Raw genomic sequence first — 20,508 nt, forward strand, 5'->3', positions numbered from 1 at the left:
ACCGCTTCCCGATGGAAAGTGACGCTAGGAGTTCGGTTAACGGATACCCGCGCCGGCCAGCGACTCCGGTGCCCACTGGGCTTTGGAGAGTGGCTCGATGTATTTGATGCCGCCGTAAGGGCCGTAAACGCCGGAGATGGCGTAACTGCCCGCGACGAAGTCGTAGGTCATGAAGTTGTCCGCATTCGGCGCCTGCACGTCGTAGCTGTACGCCATGTGAGCGAAGGAGCCGCGATACAGTTTGCCGTTGGCGTCATATTCGTCGGACGCCAGGGCGATCCAGCTGTCCTCGTCGAGGTAGAAGGTACGTTTGCTGTAGATGTGGCGTTTGCCAGGTTTCAGCGTTGCCTCGACGACCCAGACACGGTGCAGTTCCCAACGCACCAGGTCGGGGTTGATATGGTTCGGCGTGGTGATGTCCGCCGCTTTGTCGTGGTAGTTGAGCTTGTAGGTGTTGTACGGAACGACCATCTCCTTCTTGCCCACCAGCTTGAAGTCGTAACGGTCCAGCGCCCCATTGAACACCCAGCTGTCGTCATAGGTGGAGCTGCCGGCCGTACCCGGGTTCGGCGTGTCGTAAGCCAGATCCGGTGCCAACTTGACGCGGCGTTGCCCCGGCAAGTATTGCCAGCCACGGCGCGGCTGCTTGAGCGGGTTTACCGCATCGTTGAGCAACACCGCCTCACCGGCACGACGAGCCGGCCCCTGGTAATAGAACTTGGTCTTGAAGAACACATCGCTTTCTTTGGCCGGCGTGGTGCGCGCCGGGTCATACAACGGGTACTCAGTAAAGCCGTTGCTGGTGGTGGCCAGGGTCGCGCGACCGGAAGAATCGATGTTCCAGTTGTCGTACTTGATGTTGAGGGCATGCCCCTGATAGCGCAGCAGATGGTTCCACATGGCCTCATAGCCATCGCCCGGGATCGGAAAAGGGATGCCTGGCAAGGCGTTTTCCAGCGCTACACCGCCCTCGAGTGCCTGGGTCGCCACGGCGTTTTTGGCGGTGTTGTCCAGCAGTCGTTGCGGTAAACCAACGGTACGGTGGGTCTGGAACACATCGACGCGAAAGCTCGGGTAGCGCTTGAGCAATTCCAGGGTCGAGGCCGTCAGCTTGCCCTCGTACTGCGAGGCATTTTTGCCGTCGATCACTGACCTGGGCTTTTCGCCCGCGAACGGGTCGGGGCGCAGGGAGCTGCCTTTCACATAATTGGCTGGCACGGTGGTCAGGCCGCCGGTGTAGGCCGGGATGCTGCCGTCGGCATTGCCGGCCTTCTCGGCGCCGACGCCAGTCAAAGTGGTGCCAAGCTTGGCAGCCTGGTCCGGGGATACGGCCGCATGCGCGGCTCCGGCGACGGCCAGCGCCAAGGTGGTGGCCAGTACTGATTTGACGAATTTCATGGAGTATCTCCTGTTGCTGAGCAACGGTTCGATCAGATAGTCGTTTTGAAAGTGAAAGTGACCATGCCGCGATCCTTGAGCTGGGATGGCGTGCCGCCGAACGCGGTGGTTTGACCGGGCACGCAGTTGTACTGGCCGTTGGCACCCGGTGCCGCGCCATCTCCCTGATTGCCAGCGTTGCCAGGCGAACTGCAGGTATCGAACGGACCGAAGTTGTCCACGTATTTCAGGTCGAAGCGGTACTGGTTGTGCACATCCATGCCGACGCCGACCGAATAGCTGCCAGCGTCCTCGTTACCGCCCAACTGGACGGCGGAGTTGCCGTTGAGGCCGACGTTGTAGGTCATCGGCATGAACATATCGATGCCGGGGAACACCTGATACCAGGTCGGGTTGAAGTTGACGCCAACGATGAAGTTATCCTTGGTGACCTTGTCGGTGCCGTGGTACCAGTCCTCACCCTTGAACAGCTGCTTGTTGTCGGTCACATCCAGCCAGCGGCTGTAGCCGAGTTCGACCAGCAACGAAGACGCATCCCAAAGCGGCGTATCGGCGAAGGTGGTCACGCCGTTGAGCACCGCGTGCACGGTGTTGCCGCGGGCGACGCCGTTGTTGCCATCGAAACTGCCGATGAAACCAGGCACGCCAGCATTGGCGGCGGCCGGACTGACGCTGCCGGGCACGCTGGCCAGCGGCATGTTTTCGCGGTAGTTGAGGTCGAACCCGACACTGACCCCGCCGATGCTTTTCGACAGGCTGATGCCATAGATGTCGATGTCATCGACGTAGAACTGGTTGTAGCTGCCGATGTTGCCGGAGATCAGCTGCGCCGGGCCGACGGCGGTCGGTTGCAGCGCCAGGTTAGGCAGGATGTCGGAGGTGTTGCGGTAGTAGAAACCGAGCGTGCCGTCGAGCCATTCCGGGCTCCACTTGGCCATCAAACCGAAGTCGCCGCGTTTGTCCGGGGTGAATGTATGGCCATTGCTCAGGCGCAGGAACTGGTTGGCACCGAGCGGCCCGGGCGTACCGAATCGTGGATTCAAACCACCGATCAGCGACAGGTTATGCCCGCCATTCTGGATGCCGTCATTGAAGCCCAGGTAGGTACCGGACTCCGGTAAACGCGCGGCGTCCCAGTCGAGGAAGTACTGCGCGCCGAGGGTCAGCTCCGGGTTGACCGTGAAACTGGTGGACAACTGGTTCCGCGGGATGAACAGTTCCTTGGCTTCGGTGCCCGGCACCGCCAGCGCTTTGGAAATGTCCAGGCCGGACTGGCCGTAGCTGTTGCCGTGGGCAAAGGCCAGGATGCTTTCGCCCCAGTATTGGGTATGCTTGCCGAGCTTGGCGCTGAGCATCGACTCTTCGCCCACTTCCATGCTGCCGAACACGAAGGCATCGAGGATCTCGGCCGATGGGCCATTGTAATAGCGGTCGACGTAACCGCTCACATGGCGCGAATCCGGCACACCACTGTTGAGCTGATTGGTCGCCGCGTTGCTGCTGCCGACATTGTCGTAGGCATGGTCGTACCAGCTGTTGGCACTGACACGAAAGCCGGCCTTTTGCTTGTAAACCACATCCAGTTCCGAGAGCACATCCAGACGCTGGGACACCGCACTACCGGACGAAAAGTTGCGGTTACCGTCGTTGTTGTTCCAGGAATTGGCCAACTTGCTGTTGGGGCTTTCGACCCGCTGGGCGTAGTTGAACTTGAAGGTGTTGTCGAAACGCACCGCCAAGTCTTCGTTCCCGGTAGTGATTTCCAGGGCTTGTACGGGCCCGAGGCCCAACCCGGTCAGAATCGCTGAAGCCAGAAGCCCTCGACGCAGATTTACCTGGCAGATCTTATTGTTATTGTTCATCTCACCTTCTCTGTGGTTCGTGGAAATGCGTTGAAACGGCCTGCGCAGCTGTCCTTAAGTTCGCTGCAGGATGGTTACCGATACCGCGCGCCCCAAGGCCGCGCTGTGTTGAAGTGCGGTCCTTGCACCTGAGTGCTGTCCACTGGCGGCAGTGCCGCGCAGTTGCCAGACCAGTTCAGCGATTTGCGCCAGGCCCGTTGCGCCGGGTGCATGGCCGCGACCGAGCAGACCACCCGAGGCGCAGACGGCCATGTGCGCCCCCCGGGCGTTGCGACGCTCACGCACGAATGTGTCGATCTGGTCTTCCTCGCAAAAACCCAGGGCGGCGCTGTAGACCATGAAGTCGCCGACACTCTGGTCGTGCAGCTCGACCACTTCGATCTCGTCGGGTCCGAGCCCGGCATGCTCGTAAGCTTGCAGGGCGACGCGGCGAGTCGCGGCGCGCCCCAACACATCAAGTACGTTGCCGGACTCCTGTTCGCAGGCAGTGTCACTGCCACGAACGCTGGACAGCACCGCGACACCACCCCGGGCGCCATATCGGGCGAGGAAAGCCGGACTGCAAAGCAGCACCGCCGCTGCCCCGCAGGCGGGTGGGCATAGATAGGGGGCCAGCCAGCCATCGAGCGCAGCGCCATGATTCAGCACGGCCAAGGGATTGGAACTGGCGTGCGCCCTGGCTTCGCTCAATACGGCTTCGAAGCTGGCCTGAGCCACGCCCATGCGAGTCAACAACCAGCTGGTCTGGGCAGCGAACAGCGCAGCCGGATGCTGGCGGCGAGCCAGAAAGGCCAGGGAGGCGTCAACCTGTTCGAGGCCGTCCCAGGCTTGCGAAGCCAAATCGTCCAGGCCGAAGAACGCCCGATTGGACACGTCCGCCGGCATGCTTTCGAAGCCCAGCACCAACGCGCATTCGGCCTCGCCGCACAACACGCTGTGACGCGCCAACTGAAAAGCGCTGGTGGCGGCGGCGCAGCCATCGCGGACCGTGAACACGGGAATGCCGGTAAGACCGGTCTCAGCCAGCGCCCGCTCGCTGCAACCAACCGCACCGGTGACGCAAGCGGCGAACACCTGATCAACCAGGTCGTAGTCAATGCGCGCATCGTCAAGCGCCTGGCGAATAGCCCTTCCCGCCAGTGCCGCGGTGCTTTCGCCTGCGCCCAGCGGGACAAACGGAGTCATTCCCACCCCCGCAATCAGCACTCTTTGACTCATGGAATTCCCCTCGATAGCCGACAGCGACAGCACGTCGCTTATCGATCAGGTGCCATGACCCAGTGCCATGTGCCACCGAGCATTCGATCTGCACCGCAGTCGCAACGTGGAATTCACCCTATCGAGTTTGCGCAAACCCACCCTACTCTCGATGGGTAGGGTGCAATTGGGGCGGGGATTATTTAATGGAGTGGCAGGCCAGCCTCCATTCGAAGAGAACAGACAAGGCGCGTTTGCAGGCTTGGGCGAAGACTCAAACGTCAGGCAGCGATGGGATTCGGCGGGATCTACAACGGGAAAAGCATGTCCCGGCGGGTACATTAAATGTCCCGGATAGTCATCCGCAGACACGGCTCCTCCAGCAGTATGAAGACGATACGCACCTCGCTTTACCCATAAAAATAACAAGCACTGGAGATCAAGATGCTTACGCTCCTTGGCCGTGATAACTCCGCCAGCGTCCAGAAAATCATGTGGCTGTGCGACGAGTGCAATATCGAATTCATTCGCGAGGATGTTGACCAGCACGCGTCGCCATTCCTCAAGCTCAACCCCAATGGCAAGATCCCCTGCGTGATCGACGACGACTTCGCCATCTGGGAGTCGAACGCGATCCTTCAGTACCTCGGGACCAAGCATGCGCTGACCCATTGGTGCCCGACCGACTTACGAGTCAGCACCCGCGTGCGACAGTGGATTGACTGGTCATCCTGCGAGGCTTATCGAGCGGCCGAACCCGTGTGGATCGGCATGGTGAAAATGCCCATCCGCCAACGCAACCATGCGGCCATCGACAGCGGCCGCAAGGTCTGGTCCAGCAAGTTCGCGATACTCGACCAGCACCTCGCGGACAACACCTACGTCGCCGGTGACACGATCACCCTCTGCGACATACCGCTCGCGATCCTGGCCTATCGCTGGTACGGATTGCCGATGAAGCGCGAACACTATCCGAACCTGAAGCGATGGTACGACTCGATCGCCGCCCGACCGGCGTTCCAGAAAAACGTCATCGATATCGGCATCCGGTAAATCCCTTTTCCTCGGCACCGCCAGAGCTGCCAACCTCCCAGAGGTAACACAATGAGCAAGACCGTGGTCATCACTGGCGTCTCCACCGGCATCGGCTTTGCCACTGCACAAGCACTGATCGCGCGCGGTTATTGCGTGTTTGGCAGCGTACGCAAGGAAGCCGATGGTGTGCGCGTTCGCAACCAATTGGGCGAGGCCTTCACGCCGTTGCTGTTTGATGTCACCGACACCACCGCATTGCCGGCAGCGGTGGCCCAAGTACAGGCGGCGGTGGGCGAGAACGGTTTGGCGGGGCTGATCAACAATGCCGGCGTAGCCCCGATGGGCCCGCTGATGCACACCTCATTGGCGGAAGTCAGGCAGGCCTTCGAGATCAATGTGTTTGGCATGCTCGCCGTCACCCAGGCCTTTCTGCCGCTACTCGGTGCCCGCGCCGGAGCCCGGCATGTGCCGGGTCGGGTGATCAATCTCAGCTCGATCAGCGGAGGCATGGCGCTCCCGCTCGTTTCGCTCTATGCGATGACCAAGCATGCCGTCGAAGCCCTCAGCGACGGCATGCGTCGCGAGCTGTCGATCTATGGCATCTCGGTCAGTGCGCTCGAACCCGGACCGATCAAGACACCGATCTGGGACAAGGTCGCGCAGCAACAGGCCGATGGCCGCTATATCGACACCGACTATGCCACCGCCATGGCTGCCCTGCCCGCGTTCGCCGCCAACGAGCTCAAGAGCGCCAAGCCAATGCACGTCGTGACCGATGCCATCTGCCACGCACTGGAAGCATCGAAACCTAAACCTCGCTATCCGCTGGTGGGCCTGTGGTATGTGCGCAACTTTATTCCCGACCGTTTGCTTGATCGCTTGACGATCCGACTGGCCGGGCTCAAGCCGGTGCGCTGACTCGCATGGGCGTCATGTCACGGCAGGAACGCGAAACGCAACGTCCTGCAAAGAGTACTTAGCATGAATCTATTTACATCTCCGTACGCGGCTGGCGAAGCATGGGTAGCCGACGTGCGTCGCAACTGGCCCGGGATTCTTCTGAGCATCGTCGTCGCCATCGCCGCGACCTTCATCGCTGATGCCCGTGGCGGCCCGGCGCTGTTGTACGCGTTGTTGTTGGGCATGGCGTTGAATTCGGTGGCTATTCAAGGCAGCGCCAAACCTGGCATCGACTTCGCGGCGCGGCGCATTTTGCGTCTGGGCGTGGCACTGCTCGGTGCCCGGATCACGCTGGAGCAGCTTGGCGGTCTGGGCTGGTTCAACGGCGGCCTGATCATCGCCGGGGTATTGCTGACCATCGGCTTCGGCGTGGTGATGAGTCGTGTGTTCGGCCTGGACCGTCGCTTGGGCATCTTGACCGGCGGCGCCACCGCCATTTGCGGTGCCTCGGCGGCCATCGCGATTGCCGCGGTGCTGCCACGCGACGAGAAATCGGAACGCGAACTCATTTTCACGATTGCCGGCGTCACGGTGCTTTCGACCCTGGCGATGATTCTGTACCCGCTGATCGTCAAGGCACTCGGTTTGCCTGAGGACGCGGCGGGCATCTTTCTCGGTGGCACCATCCACGACGTGGCGCAGGTGGTCGGTGCCGGCTACAGCATTTCCCATGAGGTCGGCGACTATGCCGTGCTGACCAAGATGCTGCGGGTGGCAATGCTGCTGCCGGTGGTAATGGTCATCACCCTTGCCGTGCGGCGGCGCAACAGGAACGTCGAGCAACAGAGCAAGGATCTACTGATACCGCCCTTCCTGATCGCTTTCATCATGCTGGCCGCCGTGGGAAGCCTGGGCTGGATTCCTGCGTCGGTGGGCACAGCGATCAATGAAGTCTCGCGCGCCTGCCTGGTGATCGCCATTGCGGCGGTGGGTCTGAAAACGTCGCTGCTGGATATACGCAAAGTCGGTCCGCGCGCCGCCCTTCTGCTTGGCACTGAAGCACTGTTCCTGGTCGGGTTCGTGTTGCTGGTGCAGAAATTCCATTAACCCTGGAGAACAATAAAAATGAAGATGGAAACAAGTACCCTCGAGAGCGGTACGACAACGGTAATACCCGGCCGCTATTACATGCTGGGTTTGTTGTGGCTGACCTATACCTTCAGCGTGCTGGACCGTTATGTGATGGGCATTTTGGTGGAGCCGATCAAACGTGATCTCGGCGTCTCGGACACCATGATGGGCTTTCTGTCCGGTACGGTGTTCGGGCTGTTCTATGCCACGCTGGCGATTCCGGTGGCGATGCTGGCCGACCGTTCCAATCGGCGCAATGTGATCGCAGCTTCGCTGTTCATCTGGTCGGTGTGCACCGTGTTCTGCGGGATGGCCACCAACGCCGTGCAACTGGCGATGGCGCGGATATTCGTCGGGGTTGGCGAAGCCGGCTCGACGCCGCCAGCGCAATCGTTGATCGCCGATCTGTTCCCACCGAGCGAACGCGGCAAGGCGGTCGGGCTGTTTGCCAGCGGCGGCAGTCTGGGCATGGTCCTGGCCTTTACCTTGAGCGGGTTGATTGCCGGTCAATGGGGTTGGCGCTGGGCCTTTATCTTGCTGGGCGCACCGGGAATCATTCTGGCAGCGTTCATGTATTTCACCACCCGCGAGCCGGTGCGTGGCCTAACCGATCCGGCGAGCCTCTTGCAAAGCAAGGAAGCCGCACCTCCGTTTTTCGACGTGGTGCGCTTTGTTCTGGGCAACCGCGGCCTGCTGCATCTGATCGCGGCCGTCACCCTGGTGGTGACCAGCACGACCATTCTGGCGCTGTGGATGCCGGCCTATCTGATCCGCAATTTTCAGGTCAGCGAAACCCAACTGGGCCCGGCCCTGGGGCTGGTCATCGGCGTCGCGGGAATGTTGGGGACGATTACCGTGGATTGGTTATCCGACCGCGTATCGCGTCACAAACCTTCCCGCCGTGTGCTGCTTGGCGCGCTGATCCAGCTGTTGGCTTGGCCCTGCATGGTCGCAATATTGCTCGCTGACAACTATGTTTCCGCGCTGTGGTCGATGGTGATACCAGGCTTTTTCTGCTACGCCCCGGTGGCATTGAGCTGGGTCGTCCTGCAAAACCTCGCCCCGCCACGCATGCGCGCCACCATCGTCGGCATTGGCGTACTCGTCGCCAATATCGGCGGTCTGGTGATCGGCCCTCAACTGGTTGGCCTGGGCAGCGATCTGCTCGCTGATGGCGATAGCACAACGGGCCTCAGGAACGCCTTGCTGTTCGCCAGCCTGCTCTATCCTTTGGCAGCGTTCCACTACGTGCGGGCCACTTGCTTGCTCAAGCACTAGTTCGGCGATCAACACCGACGCCCACTCAGGCGAGCTGACGAATCGAAACTACCGTCGGCCTCGCCGGGTGCTTTTGCGCAAGGAATATCTGGGTGTAATGTGGTCAGCACCTCTTGTATCAAACCGGCTCACCACCTGGAGTCTCAACCATGCACGGCCTGGTACGTAGTGCGAGCTTCAGCGGCTATGAACACATCGCCCGCGCTGTCGGACTTGATCCCCTGAAGATGCTTCGGGCTGCGCACGTCAATCCCGCCGCTCTCGCCGACGCCGACATCATGGTCAACGCCGACGCGCTGTATTGGCTCCTTCAGGAGTCCGCCCGCTTATCGGGCTGTGAAGACTTCGGCCTGAGGCTGGCCGAAAGCCGGCAACTGTCCTCCCTGGGCCCTCTGGCGCTGGTTTTGCGCGAAGAGCCCACTCTTCGTCAGGCGCTCTATTCGATCAACCGCTACATGTGCCTGCACAACGAGGAAACCCAGTTCCGCATGGAAGAGCATGGCGATCTGGTCCTGCTGCATATCGGTGCAACAGCTGGCCGACATGACCCGCGGCAGCCGATTGAAATGTTCGCCGGTCTGTTGCTGCGCATGCTTCGAGCGCTCACTGACGGGGCGCTCCGTGCCGACAGTGTGTGTTTCACTCATGGTCCGCCAGCCAGCCTGGCGACCCATCACCGCGTGTTCGGCCCCGCCGTTCGGTTTGCACAGGAGTGCAACGCGATCGTCTTGCGCACGCGCGATCTCGACATGCCCATCCCGAGGGCCGATCCGGAGATTGGCCGTCATATCAAACGACGGCTCGATTATGAGTTGGTCGGCGATGCGGATACACCGGACAAACGGGTACGCAAGATTGTTCGCATGCTGCTGCCGACGGGCTTGTGTACCGTTGAGCGTGTGGCTCAGCATCTGGGCGTTGACCGACGGACCCTGCATCGGCACTTGTTGCCTGCGGGCGAAACGGCCGGGACGGTCATCAATTCGGTGCGCCTGGAACTGGCCTGCGAGTATCTGGCCTCCAGCCAGCGTTCGCTCGCGCAAATTGCCGACCTGCTGGGATTCTCGGCGGCGAGTGCCTTCTCACGCTGGTTCGCTCGCGAATTCAACGAGTCGCCATCAACCTGGCGGACGCGGACCCGGAGCCAGCAGAAGGCTGCAACGTTGTCGCTCCAATCGGTCGACTCCGATGCCGATCCGTCTCGACACGGGTGAACGCTGGTAGCCGATAGCGCTTCCCCGCGTGTCCCGGAAGGGTAACTGGATGTCCCAACCCGTCAATCGCACCAGATTCTGTCCGCTGATACTGCTTTTTCATCCAAGCGAATGAAGGAGCCCATGCGATGGAACTGACCGAATCTCCCGTTCCCCTCCCCGTGCCAGGTCCCCCGGCCATTGTCCGGCCGTCGGCACTCAAGAGCTCTCTCAAGGTTGAATATCTGTCGTCAGCCCTCGGGGCTGAGATCAGCAACGTCAGCCTGATCGATGCCGGTCAGGACCCCGAGTTATTTGCCGAAATCAAGGCGCTCTGGCTCAAGCACAAACTGCTGGTGTTCCGGGACCAGGATATTTCACCGCTTCAGCAACAGATCTTTGCCGAGCGCTTCGGCGAACTCGATGTGCACAGGGTTTACGCCGGCATGCCGGATGCGCCAAAGATTCTTGCGATCGATGAAGCCGGCCGGAGCAAGATTCCCGGTTACGACAAACCCAGAAGTTTCGAAAACAATTGGCATTCGGACACCATGAACCAGTCCGAACCGCTCAAGGGTGCGGTCTTGCGCTGCGTCCATTGTCCCGAGCTCGGTGGCGACACGCTGTGGGCCAACATGGCGCTCGCCTACGAGACCCTTCCGGCACACGTGAAACTGCAAATCGAAGGTCTGTATGCCCGGAGCAGCATCGAGACGGCATTCTGCGGCGGCATGCCGATTGAGAAGCGCCATGAAATGGCAGGGATGAACCCGCCGCCCGAGCATCCCGTGGTGCGCATCCACCCCGAGACGGGCGAGAAAATCCTCTATGTGTGCATGAACTACGTCACCCACTTTACCAATTGGAACGACGGCAAACGGGTGCAGTACGGTCAGGACATGCACGAAGGGAACCATCTGCTGAGCTACCTGGCTGCGCGGGCAACGATCCCCGAGTTCCAGGTACGTCTGCGTTGGCGGGCGAACACTGTCGCCGTCTGGGATAACCGCTCGACCCAGCACTACGCGACATTCGATTACCACCCGCAACCCCGGCTGATGTTGCGCGCTGGCATCAAGGGCGACCGCCCCGTCTGACGACACCGTTACCACCGGGACATCACTGCCCCTTCGTCCTGCACAGCAGGAGCGACGGGGCGTCATGTCCCAACATGTCAACTGAATGTCCCAACCCGTCAATCGAACCGTGCCCGGCATGCGGATACTGATTTTCATCCGAACGATTGAAGGAGTCCGTGATGAACCTGCCACCGATACCTGCACCGACCACGCCCGTCTGCGACTCGCTGCGCGAGACCGACAACTGGAACCCTGCCTGGGAATCTTTTGCCGCACTCGATCCGGCATGGACCGAGAAATTCATGGCGATGGCCATGACCCCGATGGTGTCGGGCGCGCTCGACGCGAAGACGATCGAATTCATCTGCATCGCGGTCGATGCGTCGTGCACCCATATGTATGCACCGGGCGTGCGCCGCCACATCCGCAAGGCCCTCGAACTGGGCGCCACCGGGGAAGAAATCAACGCCGTGCTGCAGTGCGTGAGCGTGCTGGGTATTCACACGATGAGCCTGGGCGCACCGATTCTGCTTGAGGAACTGGCTGCGCACCGCGCGGCCGTCGACTGAACCCCGTCCGTCCTCAGGAAGGCTCGACGACTCCCTCTGGCCGGAACCACAAAAACAAAAACAAGGGCTGCCACCGGGGTGGCCCGAACACGGAGACACGTCCATGACGACCCCTCGTGCACCTGCCATCGTCCGCGCAGGCTCCCTGCCTGATTCGATCAAGGTCGAGCCGCTCACCTGCTCCATCGGTGCGCAAATCAGCAACATCAATATTGGCATCGCCTCGGCCGACCCGGCGATGATGGCCGAAATCCGCAAGTTGATGCTGCAATACCGCGTGCTGTTTTTCCGCAACCAGGACATCACCCGCGCTGAGCATCTGGCCTTCGCGCGCTACTTCGGCGAGCTGGACGTGCACCCCTACGCTCCTAGCGATCCAGAGAACCCAGGCCTGCAGACTATCTACAAAACGCCCGACAGGCCGGACGGCGCAGGACGCTACGAAAACGGCTGGCACAGCGATGCTACCTGGCGCCAAAAGACACCACTCGGTGCAGTACTGCGCTGCATCGAATGCCCGCCCGTGGGCGGCGACACCATGTGGGCCAACATGGTACTGGCTTATGAGGGTCTGCCGGAACACATCAAGACCCAGATTGCCGGCCTGCGCGCCAGTCACAGCCTGCAGTCCTCTTTCGGTGCGGCGCATCCCATCGAAAAACGACAGGCGCTGCACACCCAGTACCCCGATTCCGAGCACCCCGTGGTACGCATCCACCCCGAGACAGGCGAAAAGGTCCTTTTCGTCAGCGGCTACGCCACGCACTTCACCAACTACCACACGCCCGACAATGTGCGTTTCGGATTGGACTACGCGCCGGGCAGCGCGCATCTGCTGCAATACCTGATCAGCCGGGCGTGCATTCCCGAGTACCAGGTCCGCTTCCGCTGGCAGCCGAACAGCGTCGCCCTGTGGGACAACCGCAGCACCCAGCACCTGGCTGTGATGGATTACCCACCCTGCAACCGAAAGATGGAACGCGCCGAAATCATCGGCGACGTCCCGTTCTGACACGGCCCGAGGACACACCATGATCGAGCCAACCATTCTCATCGTGCCGGGCTTGCGTGGCGACGTGCCGCAGCACTGGCAGACGTTGTTGGCGGCACGCCTGCCACGCGTTCGCAGCGTTGCGCCGATGGGGCGCGATGACCTGGACTGCGCCGTCCGTGTCGCGGCCATCGAGCAAGAGGCGCAAGCCATCGACGGGCCACTCGTGATCGTTGCGCACAGCGCTGGCTGCATCGTGGTGGCGCACTGGGCGCTACAGACAAAGCGCCCAGTGCTGGGGGCGCTCCTGGCGACGCCACCCGATCTGGAATCACCCGCGCCTGAGGGCAATCCCACCCTCGAAGCACTGCACGCTGGCGGCTGGCTACCCGTGCCGCGCTCCACGCTGCCCTTTCGCAGCATCGTGGGCGCCAGTCGCAACGACCCCTTGGGACAGTTCGAGCACATCGCCGCACTGGCACTCGACTGGGGAGCCGAACTCGCCGACCTGGGCCTGGTCGGCCACCTTAATCCGGCCTCAGGCCACGGTGATTGGCCACAGGCTGACACGTTCATAGCAGGGCTTTGCGCCACGCGCTGATTGCGTACTCACACCCGGAGCCCTAGCGGCTCCGCTTGACAACAAAAAGGACACATCATGCAATTTTTTGACGATTCTCTCTTGCCCGAAAACCAGCAGAAACTCGTTATCCAGGTCGCGCCATATGGGCCGGAATGGGTGCCCGGTGATTCCGACGACATCCCGGTGACCATGGACGAACAAGTCCAGAAAGCAGTCGATTGCTGGAACGCCGGCGCCACCGTGCTGCACGTGCATGTGCGTGAGGAAGACGGCAAGGGCAGCAAGCGCCTGTCGAAGTTCAACGAGTTGCTGGCGCGCCTGCGTGAGGCCGTGCCGGAAATGATCCTGCAAGTCGGCGGCTCGATTTCCTTCGCGCCAGAGACCGAAGGTGAGGCTGCGAAGTGGTTGAGCGACGACACGCGCCACATGCTGGCCGAGCTCACCCCGCGCCCGGATCAGGTCACGGTCGTGATCAACACCACGCAGTTCAATGCGATGGATCTGTTCACCGAAGAAGACGTCGCCGGTACCTCCCTCGCCGGCGCCGAGTTGCAGGAGGCCTATCGCAACATGGTCGTGCCTTCCAACCCGTCGTGGCATGTGGAGCATCTGCGTCGCCTGACCGCTGCGGGCATCCAGCCGCATTTCATGCTCGGCAGCGTTGCCACGCTGGACTCGGTCGAGCGCCTGGTGCGGCGCGGTCTCTACAACGGCCCGCTGGTTCTCAACTATGCGGCGGTCGGCGGTGGCTCCTCCGCTGCCCATCCGGCCGACCTGCTCGAGTTCGTCCGTCGTACGCCCGATGGTGCGGTGCTCACCATCGAATGCCTGGGCCGCAGCGTGTTCCCGATGAACGCGATGGCGATCGCTTTGGGCTTGCACGTGCGTGTCGGCAACGAAGACACCCTGCGCGGCCCGACAGGCGAGCGCATGACTTCAGTGCAGCAGATCGAATCGATGGTGCGTATTGCCCGTGAACTCAATCGTGAGGTCGCCAACGGCGAGGAAGCTCGACGCATCTACAAGCTCGGCGAGCGCTACAGCAACGCTAATGAAACCCTGACCAAACTCGGCTGGGCGCCCAACCGCCGGCCTGGCGAACGTGGCTTCCCGATGCGCTAAGCCTTCGCGTTGAGGGCCGGCAGTCGCTGCGCGGCCCTCAAGTTTTCCATCGTGTTCAACTGCAAAGGAATTTCCGGATGCTGGGTTTGATGCAAGACCAACCATTGCTGATCTCGTCGTTGATCGAGTTTGCGCAGTGTCACCACGGTGATGCCGAAATCGTCTCGCGACGAGTCGAAGGCGACATTCATCGCACGACCTGGGGCGAAGTGGCCTCGCGTTCACGCCAGGTGGCCAACGCACTGGATCATGAACACCTGCAGTTCAGCGATCGCGTCGCCACCCTGGCCTGGAACGGCTATCGACATCTGGAACTCTACTACGGCGTGAGCGGTAGCGGCCGCGTGCTGCACACCATCAACCCGCGGCTGCACCCCGATCAGATCGCCTGGATCGCCAATCACGCTGAAGACCAGATCCTGTGCTTCGATCTCAGTTTCCTGCCGATCGTGCAGGCTATTCACGAGCAATGCCACACGGTCAAGAAATGGATCGCACTGTGCGACGAGGACATTCTGCCCATCGACAGTGGCGTGCCCGGACTGGTGAGCTATGAGACCTGGATAGGTCAGCGCAACTCGACCTTCGATTGGCCAAGCTTCGATGAAAACTCGGCCTCGAGCCTGTGCTACACCAGTGGCACGACCGGTAACCCGAAAGGCGCGCTCTACAGCCACCGCTCCACCCTGCTACATGCCTATGCCGCCGCTTTGCCGGATGTGATGGCGATTTCGGCGCGCGACTCGGTGCTGCCGGTGGTGCCGATGTTCCACGTCAATGCCTGGGGTATTCCCTACTCTGCCGCGCTGGTCGGCGCCAAACTGGTATTTCCCGGCCCGGCCCTCGACGGTAAGTCGGTCTACGAGTTGATCGAATCGGAGAGCGTCACACTGGCTGCCGGCGTGCCAACGGTCTGGCAGATGATGCAGGGGCACATGGAGGCCAACAGCCTTCAGTTTTCGACCCTCAAGCGCACCGTCATCGGAGGGTCAGCGTGCCCATCGGCCATGATCAAGGCTTTCCAGCAACAATACGGTGTCGAAGTGCTGCATGTCTGGGGCATGACTGAGATTTCACCGCTGGGCACCGTGTGCACGTTGAAGAACAAGCACCTGGCGCAAACGCCGGATCAGCAAATGGCCATTCGCCTGAAGCAGGGTCGCGGGGTTTTTGGCGTCGACATGAAGATCATCGATGCACAAGGCAAGCCGCTGCCGTGGGACGGCAAGACCTCCGGCGACCTCCTGGTGAAGGGACCGTGGGTGGTCAAGGCGTACTTTGGAAACGAGGGCGGTGATCCGCTGGTGAAAGATGAGCAAGACCGCGGCTGGTTTCCCACCGGCGACGTCGCCACCATCGATGCCGACGGCTATCTGCAAATCACCGATCGCAGCAAGGACGTGATCAAGTCCGGCGGCGAGTGGATCAGCTCCATCGACGTCGAGAATATCGCGGTCGCGCACCCGGCAGTCGCGATGGCCGCCTGCATCGGCGTGGCGCATCCGAAGTGGGACGAACGCCCGATCGTCGTGGTAGTCAGAAAGCCCGGCGGCGTGGTTTCGCGCGAGGAACTGCTGGCGTTCTATGAGGGTAAGACCGCCAAGTGGCAGATTCCGGATGACGTGGTTTTCGCCGAGGCGATTCCTATCGGGGCGACCGGAAAAATCCTCAAGGCTCAGCTACGCGAACAGCTGAGCGACTACAGATTACCGGGGGCTTGAGGTGCAAGCGTCCGGGGCCGAATCACCCGTATTCAATTGCAGGGAAACCATGAACGTCTTGATTGTGCACGCTCATCCCGAACCCAATTCCTTCACCGCTGCGCTGCGCGATCAGGCGGTCGAGACCCTGCAAATGCAGGGGCATCAGGTACAGGTTTCTGACCTGTACGCGATGAACTGGAATCCAGTGGCCAGTGCCGAGGATTTCTGCGCCCGCGAGAATCCGCAGTACCTGGTCTACGCGCTCGAGCAGCGAATGGGAGTCAAGAACCAGACCCTCGCGGCCGATATTCAGCAAGAACTGGATAAGCTGTTGTGGGCCGATCTGTTGATTCTCAACTTCCCTGTCTACTGGTTTTCGGTCCCGGCTATGCTTAAAGGCTGGATTGATCGCGTCCTGGTTTCGGGCCTTTGCTACGGCGGCAAGCGCTTCTACGATCAAGGCGGCCTGAGCGGCAAGAAAGCGCTGGTGACGTTGACTCTGGGGGGACGTGAACACATGTTCGGCGAGGGCGCCATTCATGGTCCGCTGGAGGATATGTTGCGCCCGCTCCTGCGCGGAACGCTGGCCTATGTCGGGCTGGACGTCCTGCCGCCGTTTGTTGCCTGGCATGTGCCGTACATCAGCGCCCAGGCCCGAGAGGACTTTCTGGTGGCCTATCAACAGAGGCTGGAAACCCTCGGCCAGGATCAGCCCCTCGATTTCCCGAGGTTGAGTCAGTTCGATGAAGGGCTTTACCCACTGGCCCCGAGTATTCATTAGTGGTGATTTCCCCGTTTGAGGCACGCACTCAAAAGGGGAAACTGCTCGCGCTGTAGAGGGGCATCGTTACATGTGTCGCATAGAACCGGAACTGGTCCTCAAGACCACCCCGCCCCGAAGCCAGAAAACGGCCCGATTACGGGAGCGACTCAGCATCGACTCTGTGGCGTTGGCCGATAAAGTGGCGATTGCTGTGCAGGGTCCGGCGGGGTTTGGCAAAACAACACTGCTGGCCCAGTGGCGTCGTGAGTACCTTTCACGCGGAGCAGTGGTTGCCTGGCTGATGCTGGATGGTCATGACGATGGCGCCCGTTTCACCCAGGGGCTGGCGGCGGCCATGGCCATTGGCAGTGGCCGGCAGGCGTTCGCCGACATGCTTGAACGAATGCCCGAGTATGGCCGTGACGAACTGGAAGGGTTGACCTACTGGCTGGCAGAGGTCGCCGACCTGGGCAGTGAGACCGTGTTGATTCTCGACGAAGCCGATGCGTTGCCCGAGGCGACAGTTCGTCATTCGCTGACCTATCTGCTGCACAACGCACCGACCAATCTGCGCATCGTCATGGCCTCGCGTAAGCGTTTGAACCTGCAGGTAGCCGACCTGTTGGCACGCGGGCTGTACGTCAGAGTGGCGAGCGATGAGTTGCGTTTTTGCGTCGAAGAAACCGTGGCAATTCTCGGCAGCCGTTTCGGGGTACGCATCGACACGGACCTTTGTGTGCGCCTGAATGAAATCACCGAGGGATGGCCACTGGGCCTGCAATTGGCGATGACGGCCATCGAGAAAAGCGCCAACCTGAGCATGGCCGTCGATGGGTTGACGGCCTGTTCGGGCGATATCCAGCGTTACTTCGTCGATAGCCTGGTGTCGCGCTTGTCTGTCGAACAGGTCGACTTCCTCATTTGTATTGCCTTGCTGGACACGGTTCATCCCTCGCTCTGCGTCGCACTTACCGGTAATGAAGATGCAGCTGAAATGCTGCGGGGGCTGTGCGCTTCGACACCGATCTTCGTCGAAGGGATCGACAGCGACTGGGTACGCCTTCACCCCCTGGCCCGGGAGTTTCTCCAGGGGCTTTTTACCCGCCTGCCATTGGCGCAACGGCAAGCCTTCCATGAACGGGCGGCGAGCTGGCTCGAAGCGCACACCTTTTTCGAGGAGGCTGCGCGGCAATACCTGTTGGCCGCACGCGCCACGCAAGCCTACGAAATGATCGAACAATGCCTGTACGAGGTCATGCTGCGCGGGCAATTCAGTCGGGTGCTTGAATGGATCGCCGAACTGCCCCAGGCAGTGGTCGAGTCCCGTCCGCGCATGTGCCTGGCGGCGGCCTGGTCGCTGGCAATGAGTGAACGACACGTTGAAGCGGCCAGGCTGATTGCCCGTATTCAACAAGACCCGACTGCCAATGAAGAGATGCGTGGCGAAGCGGCGTTGATCGCCGCTAATGCGGCTTTTTTTGCCGACCGGCCGGACGAGTCGCTGGCCATTATCGCCCCTTGGGTGGAGGCAGGGACTCGCCTGTCGATCAAGCTCCAAGCCATCCTGGCCATTCAAAGTGCGCGCTTGACGCTGTTTCAGGGCCAGCCGGAAAAGGCCCGGCGTATTTTGCAGCGCGCGCCGCACTATGAATGGAGCTCGGGGCTCGATGCGATCCGCGGGAGCAGTGGGTGGGGCATGGGTCTGACTTACCTGTACGAGGGGCGCATGTTGCCGGCCGAGTCCACGTTGCGCGATAGCCTGCTGCGGGCCGAACAGGATATCGGCCGACGCAGCCCGGTGGCGGTGAGGCTGGCCTGCGGACTGGCCACGGCGTTGTACGAACGTGATGAGATCCAGGAAGCGGCGACGGTACTCGCCAACCGTCTGGATGTGGTCGAACATCTCTCCTCACCGGATGCAATTGTATTGGGGTTTCTCACCGCCTCACGCCTGGCTTCTTTGCAGGGGCAGGCGCATCGCGGCCATGATCTGTTGGAGGCGCTGTTCGCCCTCGGCGAGGATCGTGGCATCGCGCGTTTCTGTATGGTGGCCCTCGGTGAACAGATTCGACTCAACGCCCTGCATGGCCGGGGGGAAACCTGTCAGGCGCTCTGGCGCCGACTGGAGGACCTGTTGCCGGATGTCGCCCGCCAGCAACACGGTTTGCTGGGACCCGAGTTGAGCCTGATAGCCGGGATGGCAAACGCCTATGTCGCCCTCGTACAACGCGACTGGCAGACGGTGCTGGACGTGCTGACTGGCGTTAACGAGACCGCTGAGCGCCTGCGGCGCGGTCGCGAGATCGTCCAGGTCAAGTTGCTTAAAGCCCTGGCGCTCAAGGTGTCGGGGGGCGATGGGCTGCCTTGCCTGCTCGAGGCGATCAGCCTGGCTGAAGAATCCGGTCTGCAGCGCATCCTTCAGGACACTCATCCCGATCTCGTCAAGTGGGCGCAAACTGTCCAGCAGGAACCTGCTCAGTCATTGACGCCGGCCACCCCTCTTCCCGACCCGAAGCCACGACCGCACACGCAGGCAAACGCTTCACCCAGCCGGCTTTTGACCCCCAGAGAACGCGAGGTGCTGCAGTTGCTGGCACGCAACCTGTCAAACAAACAGATTGCCCTGACCATGAATGTCGGTGAGCAAGCAGTCAAATGGCACCTGAAAAATCTGTTCGGCAAATTCCAGGCCGGTACCCGCAGGCATGTAGTGGACCGCGCCTACATGCTGGGGATCCTCGAATAAAGGAGTTGATGCCTGGCGTTTCCTTATGCGCATCTTGCAACGCCTCCCACTGTGGAGGCGTTGTGCTTTTTGCTGACGGGAGGAAGGGACTAAGCGGGAGAGATCGTGGCCAAGGCACCAATCAGAATGGTTAACACCAGAAATCCACCCAGGAAAATTGCCATCTTGCCCATAGGGCCTCCTACATTATGAGTTTACGGTGCAGTGACTGCGCGACTGCGGACCGTGCTGTCATTGTGAGCCGCAGGCTGGGTGCATTACAGAGGCAGATGGCGAAGGAAAATACGGATCAGATGCAGGATGTGCGCCTGCTGAGCCTGCGAGACCTGTGGGAGCGAGCCTGCTCGCGATGAGGGCGTATCAGTCGACGAGATGGTCGTCTGATGCACCGCTTTCGCGAGCAGGCTCGCTCCCACAGGGACTTGTGATTTACGCTTTTGGCTCGACGTTATCCAACGCCTGGTTCACCGCCAACTCTCCCAGCATCACCATTTGCGTGATCCCCAGCAGGGTCTTGCGGTGTGAGTTGTCCAATAACGCCGCGAAGTTGCTGAGCATGGTGGTGGCCGAGCCCAGTGACTCGCTGGCGTTGGCCAGGAGGGATTCGGTGTCGTACTTGGGGTTGGCGAGGAACATGGGTTCGGGTTCGTGGGTACTGGCCATGATGTGGGCGCCCGGGTTGAGGTAGTGGTCGAGGGCGCGTTCGGCGGCGTCGTGGAGTTTTTTCGAATCGAGGGATTCGTAGGGGGATGCCGGATCGGTTTCCGGTGGGTTTGGCGTAGGTTTGAACATAGATGGAACTCTCTAGTTAACACATGAAGAGGAGCCATCACCCTCGCTACCAAACGAATGGGTGGCGGCCATACGCGGGTTGGTAGACCGGTAACTAGATGAACCCGGCGCCCCCGAAGGAGCCCTGCGCATGGCCACCATAAATCAGAGACGTAAAACACGTCTG

At 61.1% G+C, this 20,508-nt stretch carries 17 protein-coding genes; 13 read left to right on the top strand and 4 right to left on the bottom strand.

Going from position 1 to position 20,508, the window contains the following annotated elements; genetic code table 11:
• Positions 1-36 precede the first annotated feature (36 nt).
• Genes ACA070_RS18310 through ACA070_RS18320 form a run of 3 tightly spaced genes read right to left on the bottom strand, consistent with a single transcriptional unit; the run spans position 37 to position 4,445 of the window.
• Complete coding sequence (locus ACA070_RS18310) at positions 37-1,398, bottom strand: DUF1329 domain-containing protein (protein WP_497447764.1); 1,362 nt, start codon at positions 1,396-1,398, stop codon at positions 37-39.
• 32 nt (positions 1,399-1,430) lie between these two features.
• Positions 1,431-3,260, bottom strand: a complete 1,830-nt coding sequence (locus tag ACA070_RS18315; protein WP_497447765.1) for a DUF1302 domain-containing protein — start codon at positions 3,258-3,260, stop codon at positions 1,431-1,433.
• A gap of 54 nt (positions 3,261-3,314) precedes the next feature.
• Positions 3,315-4,445 carry a thiolase C-terminal domain-containing protein gene (locus ACA070_RS18320; RefSeq protein ID WP_497447766.1) on the bottom strand — a complete coding sequence of 377 codons (1,131 nt, stop codon included), beginning with the start codon at positions 4,443-4,445 and terminating at the stop codon, positions 3,315-3,317.
• Positions 4,446-4,901: 456 nt separating this feature from the next.
• On the opposite strand from ACA070_RS18320, the gene ACA070_RS18325 reads away from it, so the two are divergent.
• From ACA070_RS18325 to ACA070_RS18385, 13 genes are all read left to right on the top strand, one after another.
• The gene (locus tag ACA070_RS18325) at positions 4,902-5,510 is read left to right on the top strand and encodes a glutathione S-transferase family protein (protein WP_497447767.1); all 609 of its coding nucleotides are present in this window, start codon (positions 4,902-4,904) and stop codon (positions 5,508-5,510) included.
• Positions 5,511-5,561: 51 nt separating this feature from the next.
• Complete coding sequence (locus ACA070_RS18330; protein WP_497447768.1) at positions 5,562-6,410, top strand: SDR family NAD(P)-dependent oxidoreductase; 849 nt, start codon at positions 5,562-5,564, stop codon at positions 6,408-6,410.
• Between the two features lie 63 nt (positions 6,411-6,473).
• Entirely contained in the window at positions 6,474-7,499 is a 1,026-nt protein-coding gene (locus ACA070_RS18335) for a YeiH family protein (RefSeq protein WP_497447769.1), read from the top strand.
• 18 nt (positions 7,500-7,517) lie between these two features.
• On the top strand, positions 7,518-8,801 hold the full coding sequence (locus ACA070_RS18340; protein ID WP_497447770.1) for a spinster family MFS transporter: 1,284 nt from the start codon (positions 7,518-7,520) through the stop codon (positions 8,799-8,801).
• 149 nt (positions 8,802-8,950) lie between these two features.
• Positions 8,951-10,015, top strand: coding sequence for an AraC family transcriptional regulator (locus ACA070_RS18345; RefSeq protein ID WP_497447771.1), 1,065 nt, complete (start codon positions 8,951-8,953; stop codon positions 10,013-10,015).
• A gap of 128 nt (positions 10,016-10,143) precedes the next feature.
• Positions 10,144-11,091, top strand: coding sequence for a TauD/TfdA dioxygenase family protein (locus tag ACA070_RS18350; RefSeq protein ID WP_497447772.1), 948 nt, complete (start codon positions 10,144-10,146; stop codon positions 11,089-11,091).
• 161 nt (positions 11,092-11,252) lie between these two features.
• The gene (locus ACA070_RS18355; protein WP_497447773.1) at positions 11,253-11,642 is read left to right on the top strand and encodes a carboxymuconolactone decarboxylase family protein; all 390 of its coding nucleotides are present in this window, start codon (positions 11,253-11,255) and stop codon (positions 11,640-11,642) included.
• A gap of 157 nt (positions 11,643-11,799) precedes the next feature.
• Positions 11,800-12,654: a TauD/TfdA dioxygenase family protein gene (locus tag ACA070_RS18360; RefSeq protein ID WP_497451980.1), complete on the top strand. Its 855-nt coding sequence runs from the start codon at positions 11,800-11,802 to the stop codon at positions 12,652-12,654.
• 19 nt (positions 12,655-12,673) lie between these two features.
• The gene (locus ACA070_RS18365; protein ID WP_497447774.1) at positions 12,674-13,234 is read left to right on the top strand and encodes an RBBP9/YdeN family alpha/beta hydrolase; all 561 of its coding nucleotides are present in this window, start codon (positions 12,674-12,676) and stop codon (positions 13,232-13,234) included.
• Positions 13,235-13,291: 57 nt separating this feature from the next.
• Positions 13,292-14,338: a beta-keto acid cleavage family enzyme gene (locus ACA070_RS18370; protein ID WP_497447775.1), complete on the top strand. Its 1,047-nt coding sequence runs from the start codon at positions 13,292-13,294 to the stop codon at positions 14,336-14,338.
• A 77-nt stretch (positions 14,339-14,415) separates the two neighbouring features.
• Positions 14,416-16,059 carry a 3-(methylthio)propionyl-CoA ligase gene (locus tag ACA070_RS18375; protein ID WP_497447776.1) on the top strand — a complete coding sequence of 548 codons (1,644 nt, stop codon included), beginning with the start codon at positions 14,416-14,418 and terminating at the stop codon, positions 16,057-16,059.
• A 49-nt stretch (positions 16,060-16,108) separates the two neighbouring features.
• Entirely contained in the window at positions 16,109-16,822 is a 714-nt protein-coding gene (locus ACA070_RS18380; RefSeq protein ID WP_497447777.1) for an NAD(P)H-dependent oxidoreductase, read from the top strand.
• A gap of 70 nt (positions 16,823-16,892) precedes the next feature.
• Positions 16,893-19,550, top strand: coding sequence for a helix-turn-helix transcriptional regulator (locus tag ACA070_RS18385; RefSeq protein WP_497447778.1), 2,658 nt, complete (start codon positions 16,893-16,895; stop codon positions 19,548-19,550).
• A 429-nt stretch (positions 19,551-19,979) separates the two neighbouring features.
• Here ACA070_RS18385 and ACA070_RS18390 read toward each other — a convergent pair whose 3' ends face one another.
• Positions 19,980-20,342: a DUF6124 family protein gene (locus tag ACA070_RS18390; RefSeq protein ID WP_497447779.1), complete on the bottom strand. Its 363-nt coding sequence runs from the start codon at positions 20,340-20,342 to the stop codon at positions 19,980-19,982.
• Positions 20,343-20,508: the final 166 nt, after the last annotated feature.

This window comes from Pseudomonas sp. LBUM1678 (genome assembly GCF_059695575.1).